Genomic DNA, 12,955 nt, shown 5'->3' on the forward strand with positions numbered 1-12,955 from the left:
AGATTTCAACTGAAAAAATCTCTAGGATTTAACATTACCCTTAAATCAGCAATTCTCTTTTCCGTTTCACAAATAATTCTAAATAAACACTTAAATATCATTTGAAACAAAATAATGATTATGGGTAAATTGCCCTTAACTTAAGTTAATTAAAGGCGATAACATGTTTAAGAAAAAACACATTTTTATACTATTATTGATAGTGGGGATTTGTGCCATATCGTCTGTAAGTGCAGCTGACAATGTTAGTGATGTTGTGACATTGGATGATGCACCGCAGGATGATTTAGCAACTAATCTGGAACAAAATTTGAAAGAAACAGTAGAAGATACTGTAGAGAAAAGTGCTGGAGAAACAATCGGAGAAGATGCTGTTGATGGTGATAAATTATCTGCCAGTGAAGATGATTCTAAATTGACTGTTGACGAATCAAATGATAAATTATCCATGATATTTGCTAGTTATTATTCAGTTGACTTGTCAGACACTATTATTGCTTCAGATAAAAAACAACAGTTTAATGTCTACATAAGTCCTTCTCAAATAAGTGGATTTTATGGATATGATTTTAATTTTGTAGTAGTTGATAAAGATGGTAATACGGCCTATACACATCATTATCAAAGCACATCCGTAGATAAAAGAAACTATCTTATAACTATTCAAAAAAATACTCTTACTCCCGGCATATATCTTATGGCAGCAATAAATGACTATGATGGAGTTGTGATGGATACTGCATACTTATATGTTTCAGGAAATGCAGTTGTCACAGCCAATAATTATCGTTCCAATTACATGTCCGGTGCTAAAATGACTGGAAGAATAGTTGATCAAGTAACTGGAAAAGCATTGACTTCATTAAATGTTAAGGTGGTATTTTCCAAAGGAAAAACCAGCGTGACCAAATATTACATCCCTGATAGTAACGGTTATTTTTCATTTGAACCGCCAGTTGGTGTTGGAACCTGGACTGTAACTATTACACCAAATGCCGAATATATTACCGGATCAACAGTTAATACCGCTAAAATTACAAAATCTTCGGTAAATGTAAAGGCTAAAAAAGTCGTTGAATATAAAGGATTCAAAATAACTCTTAAAGCAACTGTAAAAAGCCACGGCAAAAAAGTTAAAGAAGGAAAAGTTCTATTTAAAATCAACGGCAAAAAATACAAGGCCAATGTTAAAAAAGGCGTTGCTGTTAAAAAACTTAAATTGAAACAAGTGAAAAAATACAAATACACTGCCCAGTATTTGGGAACTAACAACCTATCTAAGTCCAAGGCATCTTCATCAAATGCTATTATGAAAAATCGTCAAAAAGTTCAAATCGAATTTAAGATGCCCGTTTTATATACAGGCCAAGTCAAAAAAGTTGTTGTAACAATCAAATCCAACGGCAAATATGTTAAAGGTGGCTGGCTTAAACTCAAGACCAGAACTGGTGTAGAAACAGTTAAAAACAAAAACGGAAAGATTAAATTATACGCCAGTGGTTTACTTTCTGAACACTACAAAGGAACCAATGGAATTGATACCTTCTATAAAAAGACTGTAACCAAGAAGTATTGGGTGAAATATATTCCTGAATCACATAAATACCTTCCTAAAAAGGTAAACTATAAAGGAACTTCTAAATTCAAATGTGACTTATGTGGTAAAACATCCACACATTACCATTACAGCTATGGTTACGTCGTCAAATATAAATATAAAATTGTAGTATCTTAAGGGAATCTATTTTCCCTTATTATTATTTTTTTAAAGAAAAATCGATATTTTTAATAGCTTTTTTTAAATAAACTATTTGAATGTTGGTCTACAAACATTCATTTCAAACTTAGTAGGGATTTTGAAAGATTCTGTTTTTGCATGAAGCCTTAAAACTCTACCTTTTAATTCTTCACCATGATTGTTTTTTTCTATTTTTTATATTCTCGAGATATTTTCTCAATCTTACCGTCACGATTAAGCTGAATTTTGATTACTTGGTTAGGCTCGAGTTGATTTTCTTCTAATTCCTCATATTCATTTGAGGATTTATCATTTATTGTTTTAAAGAACTCATCATCTTTTTCATCAAGAATTCCCGGTTTAAAAATTTCATCATCCCGAACGACATCACTTTCATCGAAAAATTCATCAGAATCATCATCAACCAAATGGCTATAGTCTCCAACTGTATAGTTTTGTGGATTTCCATGTCTGTCATATGATTTAAAAGTTTCAAGAGAATATGGGAGGCAAACAATCATGTGGAAAAGTCCATATTTTGAAAATGTTTTTAAATCAGCACTTGATGGCATTGCACTTGGCCCTGGATGTGAGTGAACTGATCCCCAATACTTGGTATTTATAGGAATCATATCAGTGTGTAAAACCGCACCTGTTTCACTAGTTTCTCCAGGAATAAACAGCAAACTTGTAATGTAAAGTTTTTTATCAATTATTTCACCATCAAAAAATGCTAAAAATTCATTTGGATATGCTTTCTTTGAGTAATATATTACTGAATCAAGAACTTCACGGTCCACACATACTTCATCAAATTCTTCTTCATCATTGTTAAATATTTTAGAAAGAAAGCTCATTTTATCACCCTAATCTCTTTGAAAAAATCTTCACTAAATATCGGAATTTCCCAATCAATATAAACATGACTTCTATATGAGGTTTGGTTTTTATTTTCTTTTTTATTAAAACCAGTCACCTGTTTGTATTTCCTATATACTGCTATTCCTCTTTTCTTGTAAGTTTCAATATCATTTAAGTTAATGCCATTTTGAAATAAAAATTCATGGATTTCATTTAATTTCATACCATTTATTTTATCGTTTGCTTCATTATTTGAATACTTGGATTTTAGGTATGAAATTCCATGTGAATTAACACAATTTCTCCATGATTCATCCTGTCTCCATCTAAAATATTTCAAAATGTCATCATCATTTACCGGGATAATCCTTGAATCAAAAGCAGGTGGCTTTTTAAATTGAGCATCATAATGCATGACAAAGGAACTTGCAGCAAAACTAGCTATTACTGAGTTTATCTTTTCAATCCTGCCATCAAAAGGAATTTTATATAAAAGCAAGCTTATTTCATCTGAAAATGCATAAACAAAATCTGCTGAAAATTCATTGAATAAATCCTTACAAACTTCTGAGAGAACTGTATAGAAAGTTTCATCATAAGGTTTTTCTAACTCCAAATCATTAGCCAATTGGTGAAAGCTTCTGCCATCTAAACGAACAATGATTTTGGAATTTTTTGGAACTTTCAGTGATGAATAAACTTCATAATCCTTCATTTACATACCTACACTGATGGTTTCATTGAAACTTTTAAGCAATCTTATGGCTGAAAGTGCTGCCAGCATACTGGTTTTTGGATTAGCTGCACATGGATAATTCATAGTTGTTGTTTTAAACTCACCAAAGTCCCCTTTAGCAGTTATTTCATGAACATTTCTATCAACTTTAGGATCAACGATTATCTTAACATCAATGTCCCTATTACATGCCATACTAATTGTAGCTGCAACATTAATATTTAACGGGAACTCTTTTACGGCTTCAGAAGCCTTACCCTCAAATAATATCTCCTCTTTATCAATGTCCTTTCCTAGAGACTTTGGAGATTTGCGGGTTACAAGGTTTACTTCTTTTAAACCAAATTTAGCTACAGCTTTAATTCCATCCAATCCTACAACTGCTCCTGATGGCAAGTGTATTTTAGCATTATTTTTTTTTGCAATTTCCAATACTTCAGTGTAAAAATTTCTATCCATAAATGCACCAATACTCATGATAATCATGTCAATACCTTTTCCTAAGATTACAGGTGCATATTCTCTAACAGAAGCAGGTGAAGCGCATTCCAAAACTAAATCAACATTATCCAACATGTCTTCATAATTTAGTGTTGCCACACCCCCGGCCAAACTTGCGATATTTTCTGCTCTTTCAATATCCTTATCAAAAAAGTATGCAATTTCAATACCATTATCTTCAGGAACTATACTGGTTGTAATGATGTTAGCAATAGCTCCACAGCCTATAATACCTACTTTCATAGAATCACAAAAAAAGTTATAAAAAAAGAATTGGAGAAAGATTAATTATAATCTTTCAGCATCGAATTTTACTTGAGTTTCGCCTTGTGGTTGAGTTTCAGGTGCTTTTGGAGCTGCAGGAGTAACAGGAATTTGTGGTTCTGGAGCTACTTTTTTCATGTCTCTTGGGTTTATTAACATGATATCTCCAATAGCTTGAACTTTATCAAAGTCCACAGTTAATAAATCATTTTGGAAGGACCTCATATCATTTTCTTCAGGTACTTCCCCACGAATACTCCCTAAAAATTGATTTACAATACCAGTAGGTTTTCTTTCATGTTCAATAGCTCTTACTTGTAATTTTGAAATAGTTCCTAATCTGATATTAAGAACAACATCCTCTACACGACCAACATAATGACCAGTGTTGGTATAAATATCTAAACTGCGTAATTTTGAAACTTCTACCATTTTTACACCACGATAAATAATAAATTTAATATTAATATGTATATTTTTATTAAATTGATTATATAAATAGTTTATGTTTTCAAATCCTAAAAAATGTCTTAAATTAAGAAAATAGAAAAAATTTAATAAATTATAAAGTCAAAAAATATAATTTAGATAGAAAGGAGACTTCAAATGTGGGATACAACAAAAGATTATAGAATTTTAGTAGCAAGTAAAGCAAGAGAAAACTACTTAAATCTCATTCCAACAGCTTCTTTTAGAGGAAGTTGGAATAAAAAACAAGCAGTCGATTTGGGAAAACAAATGAACAGTGATTTTCAATCATTAATTTATTCTTATCTTGAAGGAGATGAATTGGTAAACTCTCCAGATGTTGAAGCGCTTAAAGAGAAGGCTTTAAAAATCGTTGAATGTTTGGGCGGAGATGACTGGAATAAAAAATTCCTAAACAATGCCCCAAAAGAAGACAGGGAAAAAACCCAAGAAAACATTGCAAAGGTAAGGTTTTTCCTAGATACAATAATAGGCCTAAAAGATAGGCTCGCTTTAGGACCAATCAACGACCCTATTATGGGTGTCGACATTAAAGTTGGAGAAGTGATGAGCGTGACCAAACATCCTAAAAACGATAAACTTTCAATCTGTAACGTGAACTTAGGAAAACGTGCAATTACAGTTGTAACCAATGATTTAAACGTTAAAGATGACAATAAAGTAGGAGTATCCCTACTTCCACCGCAATCATTCAGTGACATCGTGAGTGAAGGAATGTTTTTAGGAATGAACGGAAGTATCCTTAAAGATGTTGATGGAGAACTTGGCCAAATGCCAAAAGGAATCCCAATGGAATCTCTAAACGAAACACGTAATCTAGTTGAAAACTACTTAAAATAAGCTTAATGCTTATTTCTTATTTTTTTACCTTAAATTTAAACCAATCAATTTTGTTTTGGTCATCTCATTTACGGCATATTTTATTCCTTCTTTTCCAACACCACTATTCTTAAAGCCGCCAAACGGCATATTATCTGTTCTAAAAGTAGATTGTTTGTTTATAAACACTGTTCCAGCTTCAATTTCACTGGCACACTGCATTGCTGATGAATAATCTGATGTAAATACTCCAGCTTGAAGGCCATATTCTGTATCATTTGCCACTTCAATGGCTTCATCAATGCCATTTACATGAATTATCGGTGCCACTGGTCCAAATGTTTCCCTTACAACCAAATCCATTGAAGGAACCACATTATCTATTACTGTTGCCTCGTAAAATGCACCATCACGTTTACCACCAGTCAAGATTTTAGCACCCTCACCAACTGCATTGTTTACTGTTTCTTCAACTTGGATTGCTGCCTTTTCACTTATCAATGTACCCAATGTTGTTTTTTTATCTAATGGATTACCCATGACCAATTTTTCAGTTTCCAAAACCAGCTTTTCACTAAATTCACTGGCAATTTCCTCTTCAACAATAATCCTTTTAACACCCATGCAGACCTGGCCCGCATTTAGAAAAGCTCCATTAATAACACCTTTAACTGCCTTATCCAAATCAGCATCTTTTAATACAATCATCGGATCGTTTCCACCAAGTTCCAATGTGACCTTTTTCATTCCTGCCTTTTGAGATATCATCATTCCTGTTGTTACACTACCAGTAAATGAAATTTTATCAACATCAGGTGATGTTACAAGATAATCTCCAACCTCGGAACCATATCCTGTTACTGTGTTTACCACCCCATCCGGAAATTCCTCATTTAGTAGTTCACAGAATTTCATTACGGTTAGAGGTGCTTCTGTTGGCGGTTTTACGATTACTGTGTTTTTGCATGCAATTGCAGGTGCAATCTTGTGAATTGTTAAGTTTAATGGATAGTTGAATGGTGTAATTGCTGCAACGACACCTAAAGGTAATCTTTGAGTGAATGCAAAAAATCCCTTGCCGTTTAGACCAGCATCCAACGGCACACTTTCACCATAGATTCGTTTTGCCTCTTCGGCAGCTAGTTTAAGTGTTTCGATTGATCTGTCAAGTTCGACTAAAGATTCGTTAATTGGCTTTCCAACTTCCAATGTCAATAACCTGGCAAACTCCTCACGTTTTTCTCCTAGCTTAGACACCACATTAAACAATTTGTTTGAAACTTTAAATGCAGACATTTCTTGAAGTTTTGATTTAGCATTGTTTGCTTCTTGGATTGCCAAATCTGCAGTTTGCAGGTGTGCAATTGGAATTGTATCGATTACATCACCATTGTATGGATTTTTTACTTCCTCTAAATCATCACTTGAAATGTGCTTTCCACTAATCAACATATCCATTTTTATCACCTTATTTAGAATGTTGATTTTAGAAATTAATAAATATTCACCTACATATTTGATTTTAAGGAGTTTTAGATTGGAAAAATAACCCCAATTAAAGGTGTATTTCAAGTGTAACTTTCTCACATCACCATTTTTTCAAAATGAGTACAAAACTCATTTATTATAGTTTTATTAGTGATTGATTTTAAATATTTTAGATTTTTATAGGTGATTTGAGAAAATAAGAAAATTTCTATTTTAAAAATGAAAATGAAAAAATAAACACAAGTTACTGGGAAGTAAAGACGTTACAATAACTAACATAGACCCCGCTAAAATCCGCAATAATTAGCAATTAATTTCCAAGTGAAAAATTAACTTTAAATTATGACCCAATTGATAAAAACAGTCTTTTAAGAAAGAATTCCTGATGAAAAATATTTTGCAAAATTGACAAAATTTGATGTGAAAACTGAAAATTAATACTATATTCCATCAAAATAATACTAAAAAGCGAAATTTGACAAAATGAGTTAAATTGAACTTTAGCATTTGACCAATATCATGTTTAAGAAACTGTTGAAAATTCAGCCCTTTAATAATAATTAACCTATAAACAATGACTTATTAGAAAAAATTCCTCTTCAAGAAATAGGTTAAAAACCAGTTTTTTAATTAATATCTCCTTAAAATTAAAAAAAATAAAGATATAAACCCTTTATTAAACTTAAAAACTATTTAAAGTAACTTTTGAGATTTGATAATTCATTGTTAAATTCATTAACCTCCCTTGAAGAAATTTCACCACTTAAATCACTTAAATAATTGTTATACATATAAATTGCAAGTAAAACTACAACCATGATTCCTCCAAAGAGCAATATGAATTCTGCTGATGTTTGTCCACTGTCATCCATTAAAATCCCCCCATAAGTAAAGATCCACCAAATGTTGAAATAAAATAAAATATTGCAAATGACGCTGTTGCAAGAGGAAGTGAAAATTTAACTCCTTTTTTAACATTCCCATACATTATAATCCCAATTATAAATGCAACAATAACAGAATGAATTATCAGGTAAATTTCACCCGCCAAAGGCGCCGTCAAAATTATCTGCGATTCCATTCCATAGCTTTGCATAAATCCTGAATAGACACTAACCATACCTATCGCAAATGGAGTTGCAATGATAGCTGCAATTAAAAGAAACATGACCGACATCATCACTGCCGATTTTCTCTCACGTTTAAGTGCCAATAACTCCCTTAAATCATCTGCAACATCCAAAATAACATTCGCAATGCTCGACCCACTTTTTCTTGCATCCAAAATTATTCTAAAAACCCTTTCAAGCTCTTTTGACTTTAGACGTTTGCTCATGGCTCTCCATGCATCATCAAAATTTCTACCCATACGAATTTCTATGATCGCACGCCTCATTTCATCGTATAATGGTCCTTCGCCGTACTGTGACATATCCTCCATTGCATTCTCGAAGCTGAGTCCAACCTGCAGCATGCTTGAAAGCTGCCTTAAAAAGTCGGGCGCAGTCTTTTCAATCTCCTGAGCTCGCTTTTCCTGCTGGACAATGACATATGTGAAAAGTCCAGGAATGACAAAAAAAGGCAAGATTAACACTGAAGCAGGAAGGTTTAGAAGTGTTAATGTTAATGTTAAAGCAATTTCTGCCACTGAAATGAAAATTATGAGCATTGCTAAACCTTTACTTACCTCTGTAAAAATAGCCCCACTAAGCAAAAATTCCTGCAATTTAGATAAATGTTTTTCCGGTATAATATTTTCCAAAAATATTGCTAAATCATTGATTATATTAAATTTCATAAAATAATATTGGACTTCAAAGCATATAAAGTGTTAGTTATTTTCTAAATCAATTTTACAAGGTAAAGACAATATTTAAAACCTAAAATTATTTTTCTTAATTTTAGAATATCTCATCGCAACAATATTAAAACTCAAAATCTATGTTAATCTCAAACAAATTCTCAGTTTGAGCCAGTGCATTTACCAGTCTTTCATCCAAATCAGTATTATTGTCTCCGTAATCAATTTCACCGAATTCCTCTCGAACTTGAAAAGCCAACCGGTCTTCATCCAAACTAAATTCCGCATCACAATTGCCAGTATTTCCACGAGCATCAATCCTAATCCATTTATCTCCATTGAAAACAGTGTTTAAAGCATGAACAATGTGACCCTGACTGTCATCCTCTGCTATTGTCAGAAGCTGATAGCTGATTCCAGACGGAATGCCATTTGCCCGTAGAAGCGCTGCAAGAAGGCATGATTTTACCCAACATATTCCAGTTTTATTTATCAATGTATCACTGGCGGTTTTTGAAACTATATTTGTCCCAATATCCCATGAATGGGGAATTTCATCTCTAACAAAGAAATAACTTCGTTTTATATAATCAGCATCATCAGTTGACTGATTTTTTAATTCAGAAACCTTTTCTTGAATATGAGGATTCGTATAATCGATACTTGGTGTTTCAGTTAAATACTTGTCCATAAACATCACCTAAAACCTATATGGGAAATTACCCTTATTTTTAAATTTCAATTGCAACCATCGGGCTAAAATTGGTTCAGATATTTGATATCTTTCACTTCAAATTTGATTAACCATTATACAGTCCAAAACATATATTATCAACTATAATATATTTGCGGATGTATTGCAAATGATAATACCTAAACCATATATTACATATCACAATACATTTCGGAACAAATTGTAATCAATAATATGTTTCTAGCACTTAAAAAAACTACCAATCTTAGATGAATCAAAACCACAATTCATCACACCATTATAATCTGGCGCACCATTAAGACAATTCCCATAGATGGAAAAACATTCACTATCTTAAACAACCAATTGGAATAATTTTTACTCCATCCTTTCGAGTATATGCAAATTTTCCCCCAGTAATTATTGCTAAAAAGCTAGGTTTTCTCATTCCATTTTCTAAATTCTTTTTATTTATCAAATTATTTATTTTTAGTAAATTTTGAGCTCCCTTTTCTTCTTCACTACTGCCTAATTTAAATTCAATTAATCCATATCTCCCATCCCTCAAATGAACTACACAATCCACCTCTAAATCAAATCTATCACGATAATATGAAATAACACCCCCAAATTTTGAAGTGTAAACACTTAAATCACGAATACATAAATTCTCAAAAATGAAACCAAAAGTTTTTAAACCCCCTATTGTATTAAAACCTTCAGGACCCATATTTAAAGCTGCAACTGCAATTGATGGGTCTATGAAAACTTTTTTATTGCTTGAACGAATAGATGTTTTTGATCGGATATTTGGAGTCCAAGCACCGATATCCTCAATGACAAATAATCTTTTTAATGCATCGATATATGAATAATAAGTGGGTTCACTAATATCCCCAAAATTAGCTATTACATCATTCATTATTGTCTTATTTTTAGCTAAAGTAGAAATATTTCTAGCTATTGACTTTAAAATAATTCTAACTCTATCCGAATCTCGTTTTATTCCATCGATATTTGAAACATCACTTTCACAGATATTATCCAAATAGTTATAAGCAATTAATAGTTTATCCTCATCATTTTCTTTATTTAATGAATCAGGCCATCCTCCACGACATGCTGCAAACATTAAATCATCCATACTTAAATCAGATTCAATGCCATCAATGTCCATGTTAGGATTATTGAATAATTCTTCTATGGAGATTTTTCCATTTGATTCACCACTTTCATATAAACTCATAGGCCTCATTAGCAATCTATGAATCCTACCAGTTCCCGAATGCATGATTTTTGATTCATCAACAACTGTTGATCCAGTTAAAATATATAACCCTGAACCTTGCAATTCATCTACACTATTTCTCACACCATCCCACAAAATCGGCGCCATTTGCCATTCATCAATCAATCTTGGTTTTTCACCATCCAACAGTTTGGAGGGCTTAATATCCAACCACATTCTATATTCATCTTGTTTATCAATATCTTGAAGTTTTAAAACACTTTTTGCATATTGCTCTGCAGTTGTTGTTTTTCCACACCATTTAGGACCTACAATTAATATTGCTCCAATAGCTTCAAGGTATCTTTCTAATTCGTTGTCAACATATCTATTAATATAATCCATAACCACAACCCCAATAATTAAGTATTTTGTAGTAATATATTTAAGTATTTTGTAGCAAATTTTTTTAACCATCTTGTAAAAATTGAAATGAGCAGAACCATAGTACCCTCTCATCGTAGAGCGGCCCGTCAGCGTACTGGGCCATGTCCTCTATTGCGTTTTCGAAGCTGAGTCCGACCTGCAGCATGCTTGAAAGCTGCCTTAAAAAGTCAGGTGCAGACTTTTCAATCTCCTGTGCTCGTCTTTCCTGTACAACAACAATATATGTGAAAAGTATCGGAATTGAAAAAAATGGCAGGATCAATACTGATGTGGGCAGACCGAAAATTGTCAGCAACAATGCCAATGCAATTTCACTTAGCAAAATGAAAATTATAAGCATAGCTAAAACTTCACTTGCCTCTGTAAAAATGGCTCCCCTCATCAAAAATTCCTGCAATTTGGATAAATGCTTTTCAGGTATAATATTGTATAAAAATATTGATAAATCATTTATTATTTTAAATTTCATGAAAGGATATTGGATTTTTTATCATATAAAGTATTGGTTGCATTTAAAAGCAATTTTACAAAGTGAATGCAATAGTTACTTTAATTTCCAGATAGAATAATGAAATACAAGAAAAATGAGATTTAATAAGTAGTAAAATAATCCATACCCTGTTAAAAATGAAAAAAAGTTAGTAAGTGAAGATTGCCACCTACTTGATTGTTATTTTAACCTTTTTGGTGACCTTGTTGTAGTATTTGTCACCATTGTATTTTATCACTGCTTTGTGATTGCCCTTTTTGGTCAATTTTTTGATTTTAAATGTTGCCTTACCTTTTGCATTGGTTTTTGCCTTGTAGGTTTTGCCTTTGATTTTCAAAGTAACCTGAACCTTTTTGATTGCTGTTTTTCCTGACTTTAAGGTTATTGTATATTTTTTGACCTTTATGGTCTTTTTGAATGCTTTCTTTTTAGCAGTAATTGTTGATTTTGCCTTTTTGACTATTACTTTCTTGTTAGATTTAAAACAGAACCTTGTGTTGCATTATTTATCTCACTTTGAAGGTCATCAAAAGTTCCATCATCATTATTTTCACTTAAAATTACCTGATTTTCTTCAACACTTACAACATCACTTGTATCATTATCTACCGCACTGACCGCTGAAACAGCCAATACTGAAACAAGAATGATTGTTAGTATCATCAATTTTTTGTTTAGCAAAACGTTTTCCACCATAATAAATTTATTAATTGATATATATTTTATTTAAAATAGCATATATTATTTGTGAAATAGTTATGAACACTGAATATTATACACAAATATAAAAAAATAGTAAGTTTTAACATATCACAATACAATCAAAAAAAAAAAACAAAATTAAATATATAGTGCTTGTTTAACTAAAAAAATGCATAATTATTATTGAATAATATAAAAACAATTTAAAAATTAATTTATTCCAATATACAACCTCTATGAAAATTTTTGAACTAAACTAACCATTTTACTCATTGTAGAAATTAGATGAATTATTCACTTATTTACTTTGACGCTGATTTTATTGTGTTTTTAATGTAAATCACTTTAAATTTGTAAGTTTTACCCTTTTAAGCTTTTTTTGATTAATGGTTACTTTTGCTATTCCTTTTGTATTAGTTGTGGCCTTGAAAGTTTTATCATTGAATTTGAATAGAAACTATTATTTAAGCAAATATATTTAATTTTAAAAATTTTTAATGAAAATCGTTCGATATTATACGAAATAACTGAATGAAATAAGAATTATTGTAAAAATAAGAGTCTGTAAAATTTTATAGGCTTATTTGATTTTTATATGTTTTTGTGTCCAATTTTGCATTTGGAAGTCTAAAAATGTCAGAATTCCTTTTTTAGTTTTGTATAATTTCTTTATTATTTCTGGATTGGTTTGTCTGTA

Annotated in this window: 14 protein-coding genes; 2 read left to right on the forward strand and 12 right to left on the reverse strand. The window is 31.5% G+C overall.

The window, feature by feature from the left end; all coding sequences use genetic code 11:
* Positions 1-163 precede the first annotated feature (163 nt).
* On the forward strand, positions 164-1,735 hold the full coding sequence (locus tag ACKI32_RS02115) for a hypothetical protein (RefSeq protein WP_407413026.1): 1,572 nt from the start codon (positions 164-166) through the stop codon (positions 1,733-1,735).
* 191 nt (positions 1,736-1,926) lie between these two features.
* Here ACKI32_RS02115 and ACKI32_RS02120 read toward each other — a convergent pair whose 3' ends face one another.
* From ACKI32_RS02120 to ACKI32_RS02135, 4 genes are read right to left on the reverse strand one after another with little or no spacing between them, the layout of a single operon-like run.
* Positions 1,927-2,595: a Mov34/MPN/PAD-1 family protein gene (locus ACKI32_RS02120; protein ID WP_407413027.1), complete on the reverse strand. Its 669-nt coding sequence runs from the start codon at positions 2,593-2,595 to the stop codon at positions 1,927-1,929.
* On the reverse strand, positions 2,592-3,314 hold the full coding sequence (locus ACKI32_RS02125) for a tRNA(His) guanylyltransferase Thg1 family protein (RefSeq protein WP_407413028.1): 723 nt from the start codon (positions 3,312-3,314) through the stop codon (positions 2,592-2,594). Before ACKI32_RS02125 ends, ACKI32_RS02120 begins: the two co-directional genes overlap by 4 nt.
* Positions 3,315-4,079: an aspartate dehydrogenase gene (locus ACKI32_RS02130; RefSeq protein ID WP_407413029.1), complete on the reverse strand. Its 765-nt coding sequence runs from the start codon at positions 4,077-4,079 to the stop codon at positions 3,315-3,317.
* A 45-nt stretch (positions 4,080-4,124) separates the two neighbouring features.
* Positions 4,125-4,532 (reverse strand): PRC-barrel domain-containing protein, encoded by a 408-nt coding sequence (locus ACKI32_RS02135; protein WP_407413030.1) that lies wholly within the window; start codon positions 4,530-4,532, stop codon positions 4,125-4,127.
* A 174-nt stretch (positions 4,533-4,706) separates the two neighbouring features.
* On the opposite strand from ACKI32_RS02135, the gene ACKI32_RS02140 reads away from it, so the two are divergent.
* Positions 4,707-5,429, forward strand: a complete 723-nt coding sequence (locus ACKI32_RS02140) for a tRNA-binding protein (protein WP_407413031.1) — start codon at positions 4,707-4,709, stop codon at positions 5,427-5,429.
* A 24-nt stretch (positions 5,430-5,453) separates the two neighbouring features.
* Here ACKI32_RS02140 and ACKI32_RS02145 read toward each other — a convergent pair whose 3' ends face one another.
* From ACKI32_RS02145 to ACKI32_RS02180, 8 genes are all read right to left on the reverse strand, one after another.
* On the reverse strand, positions 5,454-6,866 hold the full coding sequence (locus ACKI32_RS02145) for a lactaldehyde dehydrogenase (protein ID WP_407413032.1): 1,413 nt from the start codon (positions 6,864-6,866) through the stop codon (positions 5,454-5,456).
* Between the two features lie 719 nt (positions 6,867-7,585).
* Entirely contained in the window at positions 7,586-7,768 is a 183-nt protein-coding gene (locus ACKI32_RS02150; protein WP_407413033.1) for a class III signal peptide-containing protein, read from the reverse strand.
* On the reverse strand, positions 7,768-8,694 hold the full coding sequence (locus tag ACKI32_RS02155) for a type II secretion system F family protein (RefSeq protein ID WP_407413034.1): 927 nt from the start codon (positions 8,692-8,694) through the stop codon (positions 7,768-7,770). Before ACKI32_RS02155 ends, ACKI32_RS02150 begins: the two co-directional genes overlap by 1 nt.
* Before the next feature lie 127 nt (positions 8,695-8,821).
* Positions 8,822-9,388: a transglutaminase family protein gene (locus ACKI32_RS02160; protein WP_407413035.1), complete on the reverse strand. Its 567-nt coding sequence runs from the start codon at positions 9,386-9,388 to the stop codon at positions 8,822-8,824.
* Between the two features lie 352 nt (positions 9,389-9,740).
* Complete coding sequence (locus ACKI32_RS02165) at positions 9,741-11,024, reverse strand: ATP-binding protein (protein ID WP_407413036.1); 1,284 nt, start codon at positions 11,022-11,024, stop codon at positions 9,741-9,743.
* A gap of 64 nt (positions 11,025-11,088) precedes the next feature.
* On the reverse strand, positions 11,089-11,535 hold the full coding sequence (locus ACKI32_RS02170) for a type II secretion system F family protein (protein ID WP_407413037.1): 447 nt from the start codon (positions 11,533-11,535) through the stop codon (positions 11,089-11,091).
* A gap of 190 nt (positions 11,536-11,725) precedes the next feature.
* Positions 11,726-11,893, reverse strand: coding sequence for a hypothetical protein (locus tag ACKI32_RS02175; protein ID WP_407413038.1), 168 nt, complete (start codon positions 11,891-11,893; stop codon positions 11,726-11,728).
* A gap of 125 nt (positions 11,894-12,018) precedes the next feature.
* Positions 12,019-12,237 (reverse strand): hypothetical protein, encoded by a 219-nt coding sequence (locus tag ACKI32_RS02180; RefSeq protein WP_407413039.1) that lies wholly within the window; start codon positions 12,235-12,237, stop codon positions 12,019-12,021.
* Positions 12,238-12,955 lie beyond the last annotated feature (718 nt).

Origin of the sequence: Methanobrevibacter sp., assembly GCF_045611865.1 — an archaeon.
GTDB lineage: Archaea > Methanobacteriota > Methanobacteria > Methanobacteriales > Methanobacteriaceae > Methanocatella.

Coding starts and splice junctions, on each gene's coding strand:
- ACKI32_RS02130 (WP_407413029.1), bottom strand. CDS start 4,079: ATGAAAGTAGGTATTATAGGCTGTGGAGCTATTGCTAACATCATTACA.
- ACKI32_RS02120 (WP_407413027.1), bottom strand. CDS start 2,595: ATGAGCTTTCTTTCTAAAATATTTAACAATGATGAAGAAGAATTTGAT.
- ACKI32_RS02170 (WP_407413037.1), bottom strand. CDS start 11,535: ATGAAATTTAAAATAATAAATGATTTATCAATATTTTTATACAATATT.
- ACKI32_RS02160 (WP_407413035.1), bottom strand. CDS start 9,388: ATGGACAAGTATTTAACTGAAACACCAAGTATCGATTATACGAATCCT.
- ACKI32_RS02140 (WP_407413031.1), top strand. CDS start 4,707: ATGTGGGATACAACAAAAGATTATAGAATTTTAGTAGCAAGTAAAGCA.
- ACKI32_RS02125 (WP_407413028.1), bottom strand. CDS start 3,314: ATGAAGGATTATGAAGTTTATTCATCACTGAAAGTTCCAAAAAATTCC.
- ACKI32_RS02155 (WP_407413034.1), bottom strand. CDS start 8,694: ATGAAATTTAATATAATCAATGATTTAGCAATATTTTTGGAAAATATT.
- ACKI32_RS02135 (WP_407413030.1), bottom strand. CDS start 4,532: ATGGTAGAAGTTTCAAAATTACGCAGTTTAGATATTTATACCAACACT.
- ACKI32_RS02165 (WP_407413036.1), bottom strand. CDS start 11,024: ATGGATTATATTAATAGATATGTTGACAACGAATTAGAAAGATACCTT.
- ACKI32_RS02150 (WP_407413033.1), bottom strand. CDS start 7,768: ATGGATGACAGTGGACAAACATCAGCAGAATTCATATTGCTCTTTGGA.
- ACKI32_RS02115 (WP_407413026.1), top strand. CDS start 164: ATGTTTAAGAAAAAACACATTTTTATACTATTATTGATAGTGGGGATT.
- ACKI32_RS02145 (WP_407413032.1), bottom strand. CDS start 6,866: ATGGATATGTTGATTAGTGGAAAGCACATTTCAAGTGATGATTTAGAG.